This is a genomic window from Ruegeria sp. BHSC037, from assembly GCF_059613045.1.
Genome location: NZ_JBXWRT010000005.1, coordinates 21,192 through 40,772, shown reverse-complemented (window position 1 = coordinate 40,772; position 19,581 = coordinate 21,192). Strand labels below are relative to the sequence as shown.

Genomic DNA, 19,581 nt, shown 5'->3' with positions numbered 1-19,581 from the left:
GAGGAGGTGCGTGGTCACGCGCACCTCCACATCCAACTATGACTTGGACCGATTTACAGGGTGCCCTTGCAGGTGAAGGCTATGTCGCTTCCGACGATCTGGCCGTTGCGCTGCATCTAGCACTGACACTGGGCCGTCCGCTTCTTCTGGAAGGCGCGGCGGGCGTTGGCAAAACTGAGGTTGCGCGCACTCTGGCTGCGTCTCGCAGCACCCGCCTGATCCGGCTACAATGCTATGAAGGCTTGGACGCAGCGCAGGCGATCTATGAATGGAACTACCAGCGCCAGTTGCTGAGCATCCGCGCGGCTGCCGAAGATGGCCAAACCGGCAAAGACGTCGAAGCGCGCATCTTTTCCCGCGACTTTCTGCTGGAACGCCCGCTGCTGGCGGCGCTGACCCAGGATGTTGCGCCGGTTCTGCTGATCGACGAGATCGACCGGGCCGACGAAGAATTCGAAGCCTACCTTCTGGAAATTCTGGCAGACTATCAGGTCTCGATCCCCGAGTTGGGAACCGTTACGGCCACGACACGGCCTATTGTGATCCTGACGTCCAACGGAACGCGCGATCTGTCTGATGCGTTGCGTCGTCGGTGCCTCTATACCCATGTGGAATATCCCGATCGCGCCACGGAGCTGGCGATTTTGAAGGCCCGCTGCCCCGACATCGAAGCGCATCTGGCCAACCAGATCGTGGGCTTTGTGCAATCCCTGCGCAAGGAAGAGCTGGAAAAGACCCCGGGCATCGCAGAAACACTGGATTTTGCCGCGGCACTTATGGGGCTTGGCCTTGCCGATCTGACGGCGGACCCGGCGATTTTGCAATCGACGCTGACCACGCTTCTGAAAACCCAGAGCGATCAGGCCAACATCACTACTGAAGTGGCCCAGCGCATCGCGGGACGCGCGGCGTGAGCCGGGTCACCAAATTCGCCGGGCGCGATCCTGGGCCGGCAGCACGCGTCGCCGGGTTCATGGCGCATCTGCGTGAAAACGGACTGCGCCTAGGCGTGGCCGAAACGGATACGGCGCTTGCCGCGCTGAACGAAGTCGAAGCCGCCTGTCCAGAAAATGCGCGACGGGCTCTAAAAGCGGTCTGTACCGGGTGCAAAGGCGACGTGGACGCGTTTGACGCGCTTTTCGACAGCTATTGGATGGACGCCGGACGCGTCCGGACAAAGGTCATGCCAACCCTATCGGCCCCCAGCGGTGAGGGCGTGCATTCGTCCAGAGATGTACAGGGCGAGGACACCGGCAGCGCCGGATCCTCGACCGCGCCGGACACCAGCGATGGCGAGGGCGAAGCGGAAAGCGACGGCGAAGGCAAATTGATCGCCACCGAGGTGCGCAACCTGATGCGCAAGGACCTGCGAGACATCGTCCGCCCCGAAGACGTGGCCGAGGCCGAAGGCGTGGCACGCCGCCTGGGTGCGGCGCTGCGCGATCGCCGGTCCCGCCGCCGCATTGCCGCGCGCAAGGGCGATCGTCTGCATTTCCGCAAGACAATCCGCCGCAGTCTATCGACCGGGGGCGAGCCGCTGAAGCTGTTGCGCAAGCGCCGCCCCGACCGGACCCGCAAGATCGTCGCGCTGTGCGACGTGTCAGGGTCAATGACCGTCTATTCACAGGTGTTTCTGGCCTTTCTGTCAGGGCTTATGCGCGCCGATACGTCTGCGGATGCGTATCTCTTTCACACGCGGCTTGTGCGCATTACCGAGGCCTTGCGGGACAAGGACGCGATGCGCGCCATTGGCCGGATGTCACTGATGGCGGACGGTTTTGGCGGCGGGTCCAAGATCGGACCATCGCTTTTGCGCTTTGCCGATACCTATGCAAAGCGCTTTGTCGACGGCCGCAGCGTCGTGATGATCCTGTCCGATGGCTACGACACCGCTCCGCCGGACCAGATCGACGCCGCGCTGGCCAAGCTGAAGAAACGGGGCTGCAAGGTCATCTGGCTGAACCCACTGAAGGGATGGGCGGACTATGCCCCCGTTGCCAGCGGAATGGCGGCTGCACTGCCGCATCTGGACGTGTTTGCCCCCGCGAACACGCTCGGGGATCTGGCCGCTTTGGAAGGGGAACTGAGCCGACTATGACACCTGCTGAAATCCTTGACGGAGATCTTGCACAAACCGCAAAGGACCTGCGCGACCGCCAGCAACCGTTCGCGTTTGCCACGATTGTGCGCACAGCCGGGTCAACCGCTGCCAAGCCCGGCGCAAAGGCGCTTCTGAGCGCGGACGGTACCATCGTGCAGGGCTGGTTGGGCGGCGGTTGCACACGCGGTGCAGTCAAAAAGGCCGCGATTGAGGCTCTGCGCAGTGGCGCACCGCAGTTGGTTTCGGTCGCGCCCGAAGAGCTTTTGGCGGAAAAGGGCGTCAGTTCCGGAGAGACCATTGATGGCACCCGATTTGCCCGCAATGGTTGTCCATCACGCGGCAGCATCGACATCTTTATCGAACCCTGCCTGCCCATGCCTTTGCTGACTGTCATCGGTGCCTCGCCCGTGGCCGAAGCCCTGTCAGCTCTGGCGCCCGAGTTTCACTGGTCAGTGGGCTCGGACATTCCCGACAGCCCTGTCGCCGGCCAAAACGTCATTATCATCGCCACACAAGGCCAGGGTGATCTGGCCGCTCTGGAACGCGCATTGCTGTCCAAACCTGCGTATATCGCCTTTGTCGGGAGCAAACGAAAATACGGCGCGCTGTCAGACAAGTTAATCGCGAAAGGCATAGATCAGGCCGACATCCGCGCGGTCAAAGCTCCCGCCGGTTTGGACATCGGAGCTGTCACGCCCGAAGAAATTGCACTCTCCATTCTGGCGGAACTCGTCAAGGTTCGGCGCTCGAACGTGAAACGGGACGACGATGACTGAAACGACGGCAATATTGCTGGCCGCAGGTCTGTCGCGGCGCATGGGTGCGCAAAACAAGCTATTGTTGCCAGTTGATGGCGTCCCGATGATCCGCCATGTCACCCAACAATATCAGGCGGCGATTGATGGCCCCATTCTGGTCGTTCTCGGACACGATGCGAACTTGGTTAAAGAGGCGCTGGACGGCACCGGAGTGGACACCGTTTTCAATGCAGACTTCGCCGCTGGCCAGTTTACCTCGGTCGCGGAGGGCTTGCGGAATGCTGTTGATGCTCAGACGCTGCTGATCGGGCTGGGGGATCAACCTCTGTTGTCCAGCACCGATATCCTCGCATTGCTCACGGCGCATTACTGTGCCGACCCCGACAAGATCTCTTTTCCTGTTCATCAGGGTAACCGCGGCAACCCCTTGGTTGTGCCGCGATCTTTGCGCGCAAGGCTGTTGGAGGATCCAAAGAAACCAGGCTGCCAAAAGTTCACGCGCGCCAATGCCGATCTGGTTCAGGAACTGCCCCTGCGTACGCCCGGGCTCTTTATCGATATCGACACGCCCGAAGCTTACCAGACCCACTGCCTGCCCATGAAGGAGGTTGCAGCATGAACACTCTAAGCCGTCTTTGGGCAAAAATGACTCGATCCGTCGAACTCACCCCCGTGCAGGCCGACCAACTGGCCCGCATCAAATTTCCCTGCTGCTAAGGAAGAAGACACATGGAACTTGCTGACGAAATCAGAATTGACGCTCCCAAGGCCGAGGTCTACGCCGCGTTGAACAACCCAGAAATCCTTAAACAGTGCATTCCAGGCTGCGAAGAATTAATAAAGCATTCAGACACCGAACTTGAAGCCAAGGTTGTGTTGAAGGTCGGACCCGTCAAGGCGCGGTTCAGCGGCAATGTTACGCTGAACACCGACGGCGCGCCGGATGCGTTTTCGCTCACCGGTCAGGGCAATGGCGGAGCGGCGGGTCATGCCAAGGGCGGCGCAGACGTGACTTTGGAAGACCAAGACGGCGCAACCCTTCTCAAATACACTGCCAAAGCAGATGTTGGCGGGAAACTCGCCCAACTGGGCAGCCGACTTATCCAAAGCACTGCCAAGAAACTGGCGGCAAAGTTCTTCAAGTCCTTTGCGGATGTGATGGCTAAAGAGCACACTTGATCAAGCGTCACGCGTCGCAAAGCCGGAAACTGACACATAGCCTCCAGAGCCCAGCTCGCGACGCTGGTATGTTTGGCAAATATTATGCTCAAGCAACGGGAAACGTGGGCTTTGGGTTGTAGGTTTCGTACGTCGAATAGTCTTGAACCTAGCCCCGAAGGTGCTGTCAGACGAATGCGAACCAGTCTCAGTTTGCCACGGAAACCGCGAACCTATCCGGAACAAAGTTGACGCCACTCGCTAAGAGCAGCGGCCCAGTTCAGCTTGAAGGAGTCTCTGCTGGTGAGCGATCTTTCTTGGTTGAAGTGGTTGTAGACGGAGGAATGGACGGCGTCGAACTTCTGTAAACTTCGCATGCGCCTGAAACGTTGCATGGCGCGTTCACGCCGTCGAAAAGGAAGGTGTGAATTCTCGACGCGGTTGTTAATCCACCTGCCCGTCTGTTGCTTTTCGAGCGCGCCCATTTCTCTGAACGCAGCCTTGTAGGAAGCGCATCGATCTGTGACGACCTCCTCGGCGCAACCGTGCCGCTTCATCAATTTCTTGAGGAATTTCAGTGCTGCAGCCTTGTTTCGGCGTTTGGTAACGATTGCTTCCAGCACTTCGCCCTCATGATCAACGGCCCGCCAGAGGTAGTGTTGCTTGCCATTCACCTTCACGAAAACCTCGTCCACGTGCCACTTCCATTTGGTGTAGGCTCTCAATTGCTGAACACGCTTTCTTCCGATCTCAGCAGCAAACATAAGGCCAAACCTGTTCCACCAATACCGGACAGTTTCGTGGCTCACGTCGATGCCTCGCTCGTGCAACAAATCTTCGACATTCCGAAGCGAGAGCGTGAAACGAATGTACAGCATCACTGCAAGGTGGATGATCTCGGGACTGGTTTTAAAGTATTCGAAGGAGGCAGGTCTGGTCCTGGGCAAAAGCTACGCAACACCCCCGCCCCACTCAAGCAAAGTTCTTCTGACAAGACCGCTCAACGAATTACATGAACCGAGCACCTGGCGTGATGCACGACTCGGTTCGCAGTGGAACCTAAGAAAACGTCCTCAAAACCAGGCTTGTGCGAAGCCAAGATGATGCAATCCGCGTCGCTCTCATTTGCGCAGTCGACAATAGCCCTACCCGCGTGACCAGAGATGAGCCGAACCTTCGCGCCTGGAATTTCAGAAGCAGTTTGATGCAGGTTTTCCAAGATTTCATGCCGCGTATTGGCAAGTACTTCGCTGGGAATCTGAGACGCTACATACGCCGGAATTGGTTCTTGGACGTGTATCACGGTGAATACAGCGTCCGCATCAGCCAATTGGCGCGCGGCTTCAAACGACGCTTGTGTGTCGTGTTCTTGGTCCAGAGCAACCGGGATCAGGATATTCTTGTACATTTGACCGCCTACCTACTGCTCCGGCGATTCCAGTTTGGTTCCTCGGCAGCAGGAAACCTAAACAGGCTCAGACTTTGACGATTTCCCCGCGCTCTTTGTAGCGGCTACAACCTCATCAACTGTTTTCTCAACGGCTTCAGCTTCGGTTTCAGCGACATAAGATGCACAACGCGACACGGTTTCGAACCATTCCTGAATGTCAGCAACCAACCGCTCCGCCGAATGGCGCTGCCACTCCGCCATGCTCTGAAGGGCTTTGGAGGGATCGGACGGGTTCGCGGAAGACACATTTCGTGCAGCTTTTAGAGCCGTCCGGACCGCCTCATGACGCCGTTCGAACCAATGCTGTGCAAAGGCCTCTGTTTCTTCGAGCAATTTTTCTTGTGCGTCCCAAAACTGTTCGATCTGGGCACCGAAGGCCGGATTGCCAGACATGGGCGGCTGCATTTGCTTGAAAACATCCACAAGCGAGGTCGGGCTATTTGTGCTAGATTTCTTTCTCGGCATCGAAAATTCCTCCTCATTTCCTGAGTAAGCTATTGTGCCACCTGCGGCATGCTTTCGCCTTAATACAGATCAATTACGCTTATCTTTAGAACTCTCGGCTTAGACCGCGACAGGGCACTCACATTCTCTCCGACATCGGTTCCTAGAGGGCAGTGTTGGAGTTAGAGTAGTCTAGACAAGAACTTAACGCTTGGTTTTCTATGCACATTGCCGGCTTTCTGATTACCCTTGGTATCCTCTTCCTTGCCGGATTGGCGGCCGACCAACTTGGCCGGGCCACGCATTTTCCTCGTGTTACAACCTTACTTTTCCTCGGTCTGATCGCCGGGAACGCCGGAATGGGGTTGATCCCACTCGACGTCGCAATGTGGTTCGACGAGATATCGATTGTAGCCTTGACGATGGTCGCGTTCCTTCTTGGAGGATCTTTGACATACGAGAACCTGGTACGGCATGGCCGAGCCATTCTGACGATTTCGATTTCAATCGTGGTTGCAACCCTTGTTATTGTGCCTGCTGGACTGACCGCAATTGGCGTACCCTTCGGGTTGGCGTTAGTGTTGGCGGCGATTGCTACGGCTACAGCTCCGGCCGCCATGACAGACGTGATCAAACAATCTGGGGTGTCCAACAGCTTCACCGAGACATTAAAGGGCGTTGTCGCAATTGATGACGCTTGGGGTCTGATTGTTTTCAGCATCGCCTTGGTTCTGGCCGGTCATTCGGACGGTTGGGCCACTGTCACGACCACAGCGATGTGGGATTTCGGAGGGGCTATTTTGCTGGGTTGCGCACTAGGCGTGCCATCCGCTTACCTGACCGGCCGCTTGAAACCGGGGGAGCCAACGCAGGCAGAAGCAGTGGGCATAGTCTTTCTTACAGCGGGCCTCGCGCTTTGGCTGGAGGTTTCCTTCTTGGTAGCAGGCATGGTTGCGGGCGCAGTTATCGGGAATCTTGCCCGCCATCACGACCATGCTTTTCATGAGATCGAGCACATTCAGTGGCCATTTATGATCCTGTTCTTCCTGTTGGCTGGCGCCACGTTGGAAATTGAAGCCTTCGGCTTGATGGGCTGGGCTGGTGCTCTTTTCCTATTCTTGCGTGCCGTGGCCCGAATTGTCGGAGGTTACTGCGGAGCAATACTGGGCGGCCTGCCTCGCCGTCAGACCCGCTGGTACGGTACCGCTTTGTTACCACAGGCCGGTGTCGCGGTAGGAATGGCCCTTGTAGCCGGAGAGCAATTTCCGCATTGGGCCGCGTTGATCATGGCCTTTACTCTAGCCAGTACTGTGGCCTTCGAGGTGTTGGGGCCGCCGTTGACTCTCATGTCAATCAGACGAACGGCTGACGCGGATGAGCAGATTGGTCAGTGACTATTCAGACTGGATCGATTCAAGAAAGGCGAGCAAATTCGCCAACGGCAGGCCTACCATCATAGATTGCCCATTAGGTAGAGCCACCGCGATTTTTTGGTCTGTCTCAAACACCGCGCCAAAGATTGGCATTTCGCCCCCATGGGCGAGCAATTGTGAACGACCATCAATCTGTTCAGCTATGCGAACTATCGGAAACACACCGTCGTTTTCGCCCGCCAATTTGGTAAGGTCGGGTGTTCGAATAGCCAACATTTCGGCCATTGGCCCGTCTCCGGTCGCTTCGAAACCGTGACATTGCCAGCAATACGTCCGGTACAAATCACTTCCCGCACTGACGCTGACCTCCTGTGCTAGTGCAGGCCCGGTGACTAACAGTGCCAGTAAAATCCCTCGATAAACCTGCATATTCTCCTCCAAATCTCTGCCACTAATGAAGATCTCATTAAACAGTATAGCTAAGGAACGTCTTTGACCTTGCTCATGTTGTCCGAACCAGCACGAACATTGGCGTTTCAGTCGAATAGCGTTTGAGCACACGCCCAATCTAATCCGGGTAGACCTCCAACTACGCCACTTCGTCATTGACCTTACCACCCTCGCGCCCAGACGGCACTCCTTCCAATGCGTTCAAATGCCAACGAATTCGCCAAAGGTGATAAGACACGCGATGTAACCATCTGAGGGCATCCAAACGAGCCCAGACCACGTCGTCCGGCAGACTGTCAGTCGCAGCATCGGCGATGAGCAAGTCTCTGCGAAGTTTCCTCTGTCGTCGCAGAAAACGGCGAACGCGATTCAGCGTGATTTCACACTGCGCTGGATTGTCGATTTCCAAATAGCCATCAGTCGCCGCAATCACCACTGAAGCAAGCCGTTTCAAGCGCGGGTCTTTCGGCAACTCGCTTATCCGATCATCTTGGCTACACCGGTAAAGCAACCGATCAAGATGATCGAGGATATGGTACATACCCTTGATGCTGGACAACTCTACGTCGGACCTGCTGGACAGTTCTATCTTATCTAGATACGAGCGCGCTTCGGATATAGCAGTCTCAATGCTGTCCCGCCCAAAGTTGATTCCGTTTGGCTGCGATGCCCCCATACATAACCGAAGGTGCGCTACTTCGGCCCTAACAATTTGTTCGACTGCAGCTTTTGCTGCATCCACAGCTATTTCCGGCGTCCCAAGGACAAGCGGATCCAGAGATCTCGTTAACTCAGCACCTCGGTCGGGTACGAGCGCCTCGACAAATCTGGCAAAGGGTTTGGCGAAGGGCAAGATCAGCGCCACGCCTATGGCGTTGAAGAAACTATGGAACGCGACAAGCGCAGTCAGAGAATTTCCTGCCCCCACCCCGCTTACAAAGACCGAAGTAAATGGCCCCAGCAAAAAAAATGCCATTACTCCTGTCATCACGTTGTAGATCACATGAGCAAAACCGGTTCGACGAGCCATCGTGCCCCCACCAAAGGTGGCTAGAACAGCGGTGAAAGTTGTCCCCACGTCCATTCCAATGACGAGCGCCGCCGCTTGAGGGAAGTTCACAGCACCAGCGCTCAACGCAGCCAATGCTGTCGCAACGCCAGCGCTCGAAGACTGCGTCACCATCGTTATCAGGACGCCGATCAATACAAGCTTCAGCCTGCCTAGCAGTGTATCTGGCGGAAAATCGGCAGGAGTAACTACGCCGCGAAACGCCTCAAGCCCGGACTTGAGCTGCTCGATCCCAATGAAAATCAAACTGAACCCGGCCAACGCCAGCCCAAGGCCGGAAACCGCTTTTCTTCCCGAAAGAGCCAGCAAAGCCCCGATAAAAACAACTGGCAACATCACTTGTCCCAGGTCTAGCCTGAACCCCAAGAGCGCGACGAGCCAACCTGTCATGGTCGTTCCGATATTGGCCCCAAAGATGATCCCAAGCGCTTGGGGAAATGTGAGCAGACCAGACGCGACAAACCCGACGGCCGCAACGGTGGTCGCACTGGAAGACTGGATTGCAGCTGTCGTGACCGCGCCTGTTACGGCCCCGGTAAACGGTGTCGACGTGAACCGGCCCAAAATGTCTCGCAATTTCGCCCCTGCCAAAGCCTTCAAACCGTCGGTCATCAACAGCATGCCGACAAGGAACAGGCCGATGCCGCCTAAGGCCGGTAACAGGTTCCAGAACATCACGAATTGCTTTCCACCCTAAGTCTCACACCGCCTAGCATGTTTGCTTTGCCTTTAAATCCGACGACAAAAGTCAGTTGGTTTGCGTTCAGCCTCGCAGACCCGACGCCGCGAGTTGATTGACATAGATCAAAGCACCAACACGAATTGCATAGTGAAATTCGAATGTTTCAACATATTCTGCGTTCACCGTCCTGTCCCCAAGTAAACACAAAGGTGAACGGAATTCTGAAGAAGTGGAGGTTCCACCCACGGGGGCTCGGCAAGAGTGATGGCGAGCCCCCAGTTAGTCGATTGGCGTCCAATGCGCCCAAACGTTGAGACACAAGGCATTCGGTGCGGCTTTGACCATAGGATCAAGCCGCTGCGCCAATCGAGATAAAAAGAGAAGGACGCCACTGACGACGTTCGGAATGGGCAGTTGGCGGAAACCACCTATGAACTCTGGTGATCCAAACGAACAGAAACTCAGACGGGCCCTTACTACCCCGTTGCTCACGCTTTATGGCCTTGGGGTAACGGTCGGAGCGGGCATTTACGTTTTAGTCGGTGCAACAGCAGACATTGCCGGACCGTTTGCGGCGTTGTCGTTCGTTGTAGCCGCGCTCGTCGTATCACTCACCGCGCTTTCCTATGCAGAACTCGCAACTCGATTTCCTGTCAGCGCAGGTGAAGCAGCCTATGTTGAGGCGGGATTTCAGAAAAGATGGATGGCGGTTTTCGTTGGGTTTGCGGTGGCAGCCTCGGGCGTTATCTCCGCTTCTGCCGTTGCAATTGGCGCAGCATCATACCTTCATGCTTTGACCGGTTTTGCGATTCCTGTTTTGACCATCAGCGTCGTTCTGATCATGGGTCTAATCGCGCTTTGGGGGATCACTGAATCTGTCTTTGTTGCGGCTGTCATCACGATCATCGAGATCGCAGGCCTTCTCTTTGTGATTGGCTGGGGCATGTCGGTTCAGGATCCGCAGGGATACGGGATCAGTTCGATGCTTCCGCCACTTGAACTCAACGCGTGGAGAGGCATTTTCGCGGCATCACTTCTAGCCTTCTTTGCATTTGTTGGCTTCGAAGACATGGCCAATGTTGCGGAAGAGGTCAAAGACCCCGTGCGCACCATCCCAAAAGCGATTTTACTAACCCTCGTTCTGGCGACGGTGTTGTATCTGGGAACCTCAATGACGGTTCTACTTGTTGTTCCGATCGATGTTCTCTCGACATCCACAGCACCCCTCGCGCTTGTGTTTTCAAACGCCCCCGAGGTGATTAAACAGGGCTTTTCCGCGGTCGCGATTGTGGCGACAGTCAATGGAGTACTGATCCAGATGATTATGGCCTCGCGGGTGATCTACGGACTAGCAGACCGTGACCATTTGCCGAAGGTTCTGGCGATAGTCCCTAAGGCAACGCAGACACCGGTTGTAGCTACTTTGCTGGTTGTAGCGATCATCGTTCTGCTGACTCAAACTACACCGATTGGTACTTTGGCAGAGCGCACATCCCAGATCGTTCTGGGCGTCTTTGTGCTCGTCAACATTTCGCTTATCCTGCTGAAGATGCAGCCGGACGAGGCCCCCAAGCATTTTCGCGTTCCTCTTGTGGTACCGCTCCTAGGGGTGATCACCAGTGCATTGCTTTTTGGATCTGGATTTCTCTAACTAGACAAAACAACCCAAAGGCCTCAACGAGCTGCCATGGCGGTGCTGGCAGACTAGTGCGAACCAGTCTCACAAAGGGCAGGATGCCTGCACTTTATTCGGTGCAGAAACCGCGCCACTCTGCGATAGCGGCAGCGCTGTTAAGATTGCAATTTGTTCTAGAAGACAGGCTGCGCTCTGAGTTGAACAAGTTTAGAACTGAGGCGTGAATGGCGGCGAATTTCTCTAAACTGCGCATCCGCCTGAAACGCAACATCGCCCGTTCTCTTCGTCGAAGCGGCAGATGCGAATTCTCAGCGCGGTTGCTCAACAAGCGCCCCGTTTCCAGACGCTGCTCCGCACCAATCTCTCTTGGAGCAGCGCCAAACGACCTGAGCCGATCAGTCACGATCACTTCGGGGCGACCGTGCTTTTGCATTGCTTTTCTTAGAAATTTCAACGTGGCTTTCCTGTCACGCTTCTTCGTGACGAAGCTCTCCAGAACTTCTCCTTCGTGATCGACAGCCCGTCAAAGGTAGTACCGCTCGCCCTTGATCTTCACAAACATCTCGTCCAAATGCCACCACCAGCAACTCGACTTCATCCCCTCGATACGTCGTTTTCTGATCTCGGCGGCGAACTTCGGACCAAACCTGTGCCACCAAAACCGAACGGCCTTGTGGCTCACGTCGATGCCGCGCTCGTCTAGCAAATCTTCCACGTTTCGGAGCGACAGCGGGAACCGAACATACAGCATCATCGCCAACCGGATGATCTGGGGCGAGGTCTTGAAATAGCGGAGCGGCGATCGTTTGGTCACGGCCGGACGCCACAAAACCGCCCTCCCCGTCTCAAGCCGGTTTATCTGACAAGGTCAAAGAAATAACAATGCCGCCAAATTGGTAGTTTCCTGCAGTCATTAAGGAAGCTGAAAGACATCTATCACACCACCGACCTTCTGAATGAAAACGCCGCCGGCGTTTTCCTCCGTCGAAAGCGCGTCACCTTTGGCAAGCCGTTGACCAAGAAGTTGGACGATCTCCGGGGAATTGGCGAATTTAGAGTGATTTATGCTCGTGGTGTCTTCAATCTCAGTCAAGTCAATCACTGTCAATCCGAACTGGCTAATGGACTGTGGATCTGCGGCTCCCAGACGTGGTTGATTACCGGCAACCATACGTGCGACCCGCAAAGCTTTGTCGTCTCTAGACATCAGAATTACGAACTTTCTTCGCTCTTCGTTTGGCACAGTGGCCAACTGCCGGACAAAGAGGTCTACATCGATGTCAGGCGACGCGAGGACAATGGTGTTCAACTTGTTTAGAGCTTCCAGGTTTTCTTGAAGCGCCATTGTGCGCACCGCTTCCATTGTCAGGAAGTTACCCATCGAATGTGCAACGATGTCGAAGCCGTTGACCCGCGTAGTTTCAAGCAACAGAGCTACCTGAACCATGGCATCCCTAGAAATTGCTGCACTGTTAATATCAGCAACATAGTCGATGGTTCGACGCGTCGAAGGCCATGAAAAAAGTATAGGAATGCCTTGATAACCGGTGTCTTCAACTAGCTGTGCAAATCGAGCAATAGCTTCGGTCATGTTGGTGTTGTAACCGTGAACAAATACCAAAGCCGAACGCCTAGTGATATTTCGAGTTGTCGCGGCGCTGTCGATTACATCGGCGAAAGAGGCAGCACCGGTTATCCGCTGGGGATTGTGGAGCACAATATGCTTCAACGGATCTGGTGGGCCATTTCTTGGAAGGCTTACTTCTCCAGGCTGGTGATTTGGCGGGATCGAGACATCCACCGAGGCGAAGTGCAGACTTTCGGACCGACCTCCAGAGAAAAATACACCTTCGTCATCAGATGGGGCTCTCGTGGTCGCAACATAAATTCGATGCGTTGCTGCACTTATTGAATCGCTTTCGTTCGAGAGAGGCTCTCCAATGCCAACAAGATTTCGAGGTATGGCGCACCCGGCGATAACTACTGGAAGGAAGCACGTTAACAACACCCGCAAATTCAAACACCGCACAGGTGCGCTGCGCAAAGCGAACGACCAGAATATTGTGAAGGTTTTGGCTAGGTGCAAACGGTCCTCCAGTCAAATCGCGCAAGCATCTTCCGCTCCAAGGCAAAACTGCGTAGCGCTGTCGGTGCGTGGGTAGTCAATTGCCATAGCATAGTTCAATAACAGGGTTTTTTCCGTACCAAGCTGCCAAGTCTTGTCCAATCCTGGTCCGAACAGTTTTTTGACGGCGACGTACATGATCTATGCCATAGTTCTCTTTGTCGGATGGTCGGATCAGCAGTATATTGTACGCAACCGTCCACAAAGTTAGCGGGCGTTATCCGAAAAATCTACGTCGATGTTTGCCGCAAGCCAAGTTGTAGAGTTCAGAGTTATTGAGGACAAATCAGTCTTCAAGCAAAGCTCGCTGCGAGTTGAGAGACACGGTCAATTGTCCAGTAGACAGCAATCCCGACGCACGCTGTCGCGGTAACTTGGCGAGTAAGTCTTCCAAGATGGGCAGCATATCTGTTGGCCAGTCCAAACAACGGCCAAATGGCTAGCACGATAAGAAATTGGCCCAACTCGACGCCTACGTTGAATGCCAGCAAGCTCTGCCAAATGTTTGGTGCGGTCACCTGTAATATCTCCTGCAAGACAAAACTGAAACCCAGCCCGTGCAAGAGACCGATGCCGAACGTAACAAGAATGATTTTGAGCTCAGGCCCCTCGTTTTCGGAAGGTTGTCGGATTGCGATCAATCCAGCATAGATAATCGATAGCGCTATTCCGGTTTCGACTGCCGGCACGAACCAGTTCCCTTTTGGAACGTAGCCAAAGAACCCCAGTGCCAGTGTAACACTGTGACCGACAGTGAAGCCGGTGACCCGCCACAACAGCGATCTAAATGTCGCAGCCCCAAGTACAAGGCAAATGACGAAGAGAACATGGTCCAAGCCCTCTAGGATATGACGTACACCTTCCCAGACAAAGGTTAGAATGGCCGCTGCCTGCGACCGCGATATTTCAACAGGTTCGTCAAGAAGGCCGCGTGTACGAAAGACCTTTGGCTGACCGGGGCCATAGTCAATGATCAGATTTGCTGTGTTCTCCTGATCCGGTAGATTTGGATTCAATCCACTGGAGAGTGAATAGGCTAAATCTGACACTTCGGAAAAGTATCGTAACTGAATATCCACTACAGAGTCGCCCACATAAAGCGGCGTTGGGAGATTCGAAACATTCGTATCTAGCGCGAATACGGCGCGAGCTTCGTCAAGCGTTGCAAAGCCTGGCTCTCGGCCGACAGCGTGCAAACGGACACTTTCGACCTCGCCGCGCAGACGTAGCCCGTTGACATTTATCAATAGAGCCTCTTCTGCGATACGACCAAGCCCCTTCGGATCCGAGGCGACCTTGGCCGCGTCAAGAAAATGTACAACTTGCCCATCTTCGAATGCGTTGCTGGTAAATGGTGCAGGCTCAGGAAGAGCGCTATCGTCGACTTCACCTATTTTGTCTGCCACGAGATACGGCATCGGTGTCCGCATGTGGATACGGAGCCCATCTGGCAGATGCTCAACATGAAGAATACGAACATTTAAGTTTAACAGGAAATGCGCCGTGGCAGGCGCCGTATCGGTCAAAGCAAGTGCCAGCGCAAGCAGTGCAAAAAGAAAACCACGAAAAGCGATCAGACTCCGCAGATTAAGCATTTTTTACGCGCGCCTCTAACACGGTAATACCTTGTAATTTCCAATAGCCGCCGTCTTCCACGACCTCGACAAGCGCACGGAATAGAATTGGCCGGCGATGGCTGTGCCCCCAGTGCGCAGCAGTGGCTTCGGCGGTCCAACTCGCGACGGCTCGGAATCCGAATCCGTTTTCCAGTTGAGCTATGTCGTCCAAAAAGACTTCTTCGAGGCTTGTAACCCGCGCGACCCCGCCGCCCGGAACACGCACAGCCAATGCGCGATCTAGTTCCGCCGCAACCTCAGCTAGTTCGGTGTGTAAAACTATCTGCGCCAACTCGTTCTGACGATCCTTTGGAGTGATTTCCAAATTCGCGTTGTTCACATTTTCCAACAGTCGTCTTAAAGCGTCGGTAGCTACCTCCTGGTCGGGCTGCATGCTTATGGGGTTGCGCACCTGCACAACACCTGCGCCACGGAGAGTGTATCCTGCCGCCAAACTGGCAATTGCCACACCAAACATTACCGCGCGGGAAAGCCCCTTTTTCAGAAACGCTTGTGATCCGGCTGCAACGGCCAAAAGCACCGTTAGCACAGACACTACTGGCATTCGCAAACTGCCAACTCCACCAGACTTGACGGGTTCCACTTGAGGGCTTTCGTAGGTCAAAAGGTGATTGGTCCAGCGAACGACTGGATCATCGGAGTTCGCGCCGCTTAAGAATGGACCTGCAGGGTCCGACAGGGTTGCAGGAACATTTTTTATTCGGTCGCTGAACATATCCCAAGTGACGACAGCTTCCTTGGGAAGGTCACGGTGGGGGAATGAGTATATGACACCAACAAACGCTTCATCAACGTTCACCTCGGTGTTTTCACGTACAACTTCCAACCCGGTGACATCCATTGTTAGTATCGCACCGCGCCGATACGTTGCTTCTTGCAAACGCCCATCAATTTCGATGTGATTTCGCCCTGCCAAAAACTCGAGCGAACGGGTTAATACGTCTGCTTGCTGCTCTGGGCTCAACGCCGCCCCGCCTTTAAAGTTAAGCCCGAGCCAAGGGGCGAGATCACGCAAACGTATCAGTGTTTCGTGCCGCACTTCCCTCGGTTCAACATAAATGTAGGTTGTCGCGCCAGACTTATGATGGCGGGTTAGACTCGGGTTGTCGAATTTGGAGTACCACGGGTCGTCCCAATCTATGTTGAGGCGTATCGAGTCTGAAAGGAAACCGAAATTGGCCACCGGTATGCCACGGTCACGAACAATGAAACCGATGGATGCAACCGGACTACCGTCCTGCAACGGTGGAGCAAAAGAAATTGCTGCCGGCGCATCCCCTTCGAAACTGTAGAATAATTCAGCATAAAGAACCCTGGTGTCCTCGGGCGCCGAAGGCATAATTTGTCCAGTTAACGGATTGCGTTGCCCGGAAAGTGGTGATCCACGATCAATGCGAAACCTCGGTTCAACGAGGTTTATGGATACGGGCAGACGGCTTTCGTCGTCTCTCCGGATGGTCAGCCCGTCGCGTGAAAAGCGTTCAGCGCGCTCGCTTTCGGATTTGCGGGCGCTGACATCGTCGAACCAATCGTCCGGAACAAGATCCGAAAAATGTTCGATGTCGCCCACGTAGACTTCCAGTTGCACACGCACCCCATCCGGAGCAATGAAAATCTCAGCGATATTTGGCGCGACCTCTGCTCCATTGTACTGAATGTAGTCCGCGCGCAATGGGATCGAAAACATCACGCTCCAGATGGCCAGAGACAACAAAAATTGTAGGGATTTCAAATACAGATGCATGTTTTTGACTATACGAAATCCGTGCCGCTGATATGCCTATTTGCGCCTGAAAAAGTTTGAACTTCAACAACTTTTAGGTATCTGCACGCTCAAGCGATACTGCTATCGGACTGGTTCAGCGCCAGTAACTCAAGTCGTTTTTGGCGAAAGCCCAAGCCTTCTGACAGCCGTAAGCTTTGCGGATTGGGATCCAAAAAATTTTTGCATTTTCTTACCCTTTGAAGACTAGCAACATGTTCGCCCGTTGCAGAAAGAATGCACAGAACACCCCAAATAAATCCGGCATTAGTGCATTATTTTGAAGGAGCTGTTCAAAAGTTTAGCGATCCGCCACTGAGCATACAACGTGAGTGGCGGCCGCTTTTTCTGGATTAGCGCTCAGGAAGCGGAGGGGGCGTGTATCCCTCCCATTTTCCGCTTGCCGTGAATTCCGAATAAGTTGCTTCGCCGCTGCGCTTCGCTTCCATATACCCCGTCGTGGTTGGCGGTGCCTGCACGCGTTCGGCACTAACGACTTCGCGCTGAATAATTTCTTCCTGCGTGACTGTCCATGCCATAAGATCATCAGCAATCATAAGCGGTCCATCGTACACTTCACGAATTTCTTCGAGCATCAGCTGGTCCAGCTCCGGTTGACGTATTGTGTGATACGCAATGGCAAGACGCGGTTTCACTTCTGCCATAATTTTCCCAAATCCCGAAGGTGGGGTATGAATGTATGACGAAACGAAGGTTGCTTGACGCAGATCCCAACCGAGCGTAGCGGCTAGTCCTTCCGGGGTGTAGAAACATTCGTGGATAACGAAGTCCGCGCCCTTCGCGTACTCAATGAACCAACTGTTGGGCGCCGAGTCGCCGCCGAATACAAAGCTCAGGCCATTCCATTCGAGCCGATAGCTGACAGAACCATCAAGCGAATGCACGGCCGGGAACGATGTGATCCTGACACCATTTTCCTCGTATACGACCTCGTTGATCTGTTTGAAATCAAACTCATGCGCGATCAGCTTGCCTCCCTCATCGGGCAGAACCCCGGCTCGCCCGGCTACATCCCAAGCGTACGCCTTTGTAAGGCCGTCAACAAAAGCTGCAGTGCCTAACTCGGGTGTCGCCCCTGACGGGCCATAGACGTGAAGCGGAGTGTACCGTCCGCTAAGCCAGCCGCCAATCCACAAGGCAGCAGTATCCGCCACGTGGTCAGTGTGTAAGTGGCTGACAAAGACTTTGTCCACCCTATGAAAATCAGGACGCAACGCAAAAAGATTTTCAGTTGATCCGCTGCCAAGGTCAAAGAGAAAGATGTCGCCGTTGCCCAGTTCGACATACCATGCCGTTGATTTTTGCGCTCGAGTGATGGGGGTCGGCATGCCAGTGCCGAGCGCGACGATGAACATTTCATCTGGTCCAACGGATTCTGTTCGTGGGTACCAGGCGGTCGAGGTTTCCTCCTGCGCCTCTGCAATCCCATGAAGACCGAGGTTCAAAAGTGCACTTACCAGCGCGCCAAAAAGCAGAAAGGTTCCACGCCCAATTATTTTGTGGTGTTTCATCTCGTTTAAATCTCCGCCTTCAAGATACAAGTGTTTTGAAAAAGAACAGGCCGACTTCCCGGCCCGCGCTGCGCGGCCTTACTCGTTCGGCTCGTACCACGGCTTGGCAGGCCGCCAGTCGACGTCGGCTAGACCGTTTTCGTCCCGGAACTCGTCAAGCATATCGTTTTGCGCATTGAAGCCAGGGGCCCACTCACCGGCCTTTATGAAGTCGCTCATTGGATCCGGAATGGACGGGTCTGGTGGCGGCTGGCGGGTCGGCCCCGGCACCGCGCTGGCCCGGTCAGCAGAGACTGCCATGCGCTCGGTCACGCCATCGGCAGTGATATTCCACGTCATCATGTCCATCGCGATCGACAGCGGCCCATCATAGGTAGAGCGGATCTTCAACAGAAGTTCCTGATGCGCCTCTTCCATCGTGTGGTAGGCCACGGCGTGACCTGGTTGAATCTCGCTCATCACCTTGCCAAAGGCCGGGCCGGAGGTGTGGAATTCGCAGCAGGCCCGCCAGGCGAGCTGTGCCGGCTGACCATAATCCTTCATAAAGAATTCCGGCGTAGCGAAGGCTTCGTGGATCACGAAATCGGCGTCCTTGGCATATTCGACGAACCATTTGTTGGGCGAGGTGTCTCCGCCAAAGACCAGCTTGAGCCCGGCGTATTCGATGATGTAACTGACCGGCCCGTCGCCAGTGTGGATTGCCGGAATCGAGCGTACGACAATCTCGCCGTCGTCATAGATCACTGCGTTTTCTGCCCGATAGTCGAACTCGTGCACCGTGATCGTGCCCGGGATCGGGGTGATCTTGAACGAGCGCGTTTGAAAGTCCCAGTTGTAAGCTCGCATGAAACCGTCGATGGCATAGGCGGTTCCCATTTCGGGTGTTTGCCCGCTCGGACCCCAGATCTCAAGCGGCACCGGGCGGCCGGATGTCCAGCCGCCGGCCCAAAGACCGTCGAGATCGCCCCAGTGGTCGGTGTGCAGGTGGCTGATGAAGACTTTGGTCAGGAACTCCGACGGAATCATCAGGGCATTGATATTACGCATCGAGCCGGTACCGATGTCGAAGATGAACTTCTCCCCATTGCCGAACTCGAACAGGAAACAAGCCGAAGCCTGACCGCGCCGCTGATCTGGCATCCCAGTGCCACAGGCGACGACGCGCACCTCGCCAGGCGACAGCTCTTCGGTGCCTGGATAGTAAACGTAACGATCCGGCGCCGTACCGGTGCGGCTTTCAACGACACCACCGGCAGCATGGGCGGCTCCCGAAAACGGTACTTCTGCTCTATGCATTAAGACAAGCACCGCAGCAGCGCAGACCAAAGAAAGGCAAGCTGTTGTCGATAGGCCGAGTTTGTCCTTGAGTTTCATTTCATTCCCCCCTGTCAGCGCGCCTGCCAG

At 54.9% G+C, this 19,581-nt stretch carries 18 protein-coding genes and 1 pseudogene; 7 read left to right on the top strand and 12 right to left on the bottom strand.

What is annotated here, in order from left to right:
* Positions 1 to 38 precede the first annotated feature (38 nt).
* The 5 genes from AC2FMN_RS06255 to AC2FMN_RS06235 all read left to right on the top strand — a co-directional run bounded on the left by AC2FMN_RS06255 (position 39) and on the right by AC2FMN_RS06235 (position 4,038).
* A complete protein-coding gene (locus AC2FMN_RS06255) occupies positions 39 to 914 on the top strand; it encodes an AAA family ATPase (RefSeq protein WP_496686994.1) in 876 nt (291 codons plus the stop codon).
* Positions 911 to 2,098, top strand: a complete 1,188-nt coding sequence (locus tag AC2FMN_RS06250) for a vWA domain-containing protein (RefSeq protein WP_496686993.1) — start codon at positions 911 to 913, stop codon at positions 2,096 to 2,098. The genes AC2FMN_RS06255 and AC2FMN_RS06250 overlap by 4 nt, the downstream gene beginning before the upstream one ends.
* Positions 2,095 to 2,877, top strand: coding sequence for an XdhC family protein (locus AC2FMN_RS06245; protein WP_496686992.1), 783 nt, complete (start codon positions 2,095 to 2,097; stop codon positions 2,875 to 2,877). The genes AC2FMN_RS06250 and AC2FMN_RS06245 overlap by 4 nt, the downstream gene beginning before the upstream one ends.
* Positions 2,870 to 3,478, top strand: coding sequence for a nucleotidyltransferase family protein (locus AC2FMN_RS06240; RefSeq protein ID WP_496686991.1), 609 nt, complete (start codon positions 2,870 to 2,872; stop codon positions 3,476 to 3,478). Before AC2FMN_RS06245 ends, AC2FMN_RS06240 begins: the two co-directional genes overlap by 8 nt.
* A gap of 110 nt (positions 3,479 to 3,588) precedes the next feature.
* Positions 3,589 to 4,038 carry an SRPBCC family protein gene (locus tag AC2FMN_RS06235; RefSeq protein ID WP_496684409.1) on the top strand — a complete coding sequence of 150 codons (450 nt, stop codon included), beginning with the start codon at positions 3,589 to 3,591 and terminating at the stop codon, positions 4,036 to 4,038.
* A gap of 212 nt (positions 4,039 to 4,250) precedes the next feature.
* Here the strand turns inward: AC2FMN_RS06235 and AC2FMN_RS06230 are convergent, their stop codons facing one another.
* Genes AC2FMN_RS06230 through AC2FMN_RS06220 form a run of 3 tightly spaced genes read right to left on the bottom strand, consistent with a single transcriptional unit; the run spans position 4,251 to position 5,932 of the window.
* Positions 4,251 to 4,964 carry an IS6 family transposase gene (locus AC2FMN_RS06230; protein WP_496686990.1) on the bottom strand — a complete coding sequence of 238 codons (714 nt, stop codon included), beginning with the start codon at positions 4,962 to 4,964 and terminating at the stop codon, positions 4,251 to 4,253.
* Positions 4,965 to 5,017: 53 nt separating this feature from the next.
* Positions 5,018 to 5,425, bottom strand: coding sequence for a universal stress protein (locus AC2FMN_RS06225; protein WP_496686989.1), 408 nt, complete (start codon positions 5,423 to 5,425; stop codon positions 5,018 to 5,020).
* A gap of 57 nt (positions 5,426 to 5,482) precedes the next feature.
* Entirely contained in the window at positions 5,483 to 5,932 is a 450-nt protein-coding gene (locus AC2FMN_RS06220) for a phasin family protein (RefSeq protein ID WP_496686988.1), read from the bottom strand.
* A gap of 200 nt (positions 5,933 to 6,132) precedes the next feature.
* On the opposite strand from AC2FMN_RS06220, the gene AC2FMN_RS06215 reads away from it, so the two are divergent.
* Positions 6,133 to 7,305 carry a cation:proton antiporter gene (locus AC2FMN_RS06215; protein WP_496686987.1) on the top strand — a complete coding sequence of 391 codons (1,173 nt, stop codon included), beginning with the start codon at positions 6,133 to 6,135 and terminating at the stop codon, positions 7,303 to 7,305.
* Here AC2FMN_RS06215 and AC2FMN_RS06210 read toward each other — a convergent pair whose 3' ends face one another.
* On the bottom strand, positions 7,306 to 7,713 hold the full coding sequence (locus AC2FMN_RS06210) for a c-type cytochrome (RefSeq protein ID WP_496686986.1): 408 nt from the start codon (positions 7,711 to 7,713) through the stop codon (positions 7,306 to 7,308).
* A gap of 160 nt (positions 7,714 to 7,873) precedes the next feature.
* Positions 7,874 to 9,478, bottom strand: a complete 1,605-nt coding sequence (locus AC2FMN_RS06205) for a Na/Pi cotransporter family protein (protein ID WP_496687172.1) — start codon at positions 9,476 to 9,478, stop codon at positions 7,874 to 7,876.
* A 437-nt stretch (positions 9,479 to 9,915) separates the two neighbouring features.
* Between AC2FMN_RS06205 and AC2FMN_RS06200 the strand changes: the two genes are divergently transcribed.
* Complete coding sequence (locus tag AC2FMN_RS06200) at positions 9,916 to 11,136, top strand: APC family permease (RefSeq protein WP_496686985.1); 1,221 nt, start codon at positions 9,916 to 9,918, stop codon at positions 11,134 to 11,136.
* 94 nt (positions 11,137 to 11,230) lie between these two features.
* On the opposite strand, the pseudogene AC2FMN_RS06195 reads toward AC2FMN_RS06200, so the two are convergent.
* The 7 genes and pseudogenes from AC2FMN_RS06195 to gntH (AC2FMN_RS06165) all read right to left on the bottom strand — a co-directional run bounded on the left by AC2FMN_RS06195 (position 11,231) and on the right by gntH (AC2FMN_RS06165) (position 19,551).
* A pseudogene (locus AC2FMN_RS06195) lies at positions 11,231 to 11,875 on the bottom strand (IS6 family transposase).
* Between the two features lie 159 nt (positions 11,876 to 12,034).
* The gene (locus tag AC2FMN_RS06190) at positions 12,035 to 12,922 is read right to left on the bottom strand and encodes an alpha/beta hydrolase (protein ID WP_496686984.1); all 888 of its coding nucleotides are present in this window, start codon (positions 12,920 to 12,922) and stop codon (positions 12,035 to 12,037) included.
* A 297-nt stretch (positions 12,923 to 13,219) separates the two neighbouring features.
* Positions 13,220 to 13,384, bottom strand: a complete 165-nt coding sequence (locus AC2FMN_RS06185; RefSeq protein WP_496682595.1) for a hypothetical protein — start codon at positions 13,382 to 13,384, stop codon at positions 13,220 to 13,222.
* 155 nt (positions 13,385 to 13,539) lie between these two features.
* On the bottom strand, positions 13,540 to 14,841 hold the full coding sequence (locus AC2FMN_RS06180; RefSeq protein ID WP_496686982.1) for a HupE/UreJ family protein: 1,302 nt from the start codon (positions 14,839 to 14,841) through the stop codon (positions 13,540 to 13,542).
* Complete coding sequence (locus AC2FMN_RS06175) at positions 14,834 to 16,627, bottom strand: hypothetical protein (protein ID WP_496686980.1); 1,794 nt, start codon at positions 16,625 to 16,627, stop codon at positions 14,834 to 14,836. Before AC2FMN_RS06175 ends, AC2FMN_RS06180 begins: the two co-directional genes overlap by 8 nt.
* Before the next feature lie 371 nt (positions 16,628 to 16,998).
* Positions 16,999 to 18,177, bottom strand: a complete 1,179-nt coding sequence (gntH, locus tag AC2FMN_RS06170; RefSeq protein WP_496686978.1) for a guanitoxin biosynthesis MBL fold metallo-hydrolase GntH — start codon at positions 18,175 to 18,177, stop codon at positions 16,999 to 17,001.
* A 78-nt stretch (positions 18,178 to 18,255) separates the two neighbouring features.
* Complete coding sequence (gene gntH, locus AC2FMN_RS06165) at positions 18,256 to 19,551, bottom strand: guanitoxin biosynthesis MBL fold metallo-hydrolase GntH (protein ID WP_496682603.1); 1,296 nt, start codon at positions 19,549 to 19,551, stop codon at positions 18,256 to 18,258.
* Between the last annotated feature and the right edge of the window lie 30 nt (positions 19,552 to 19,581).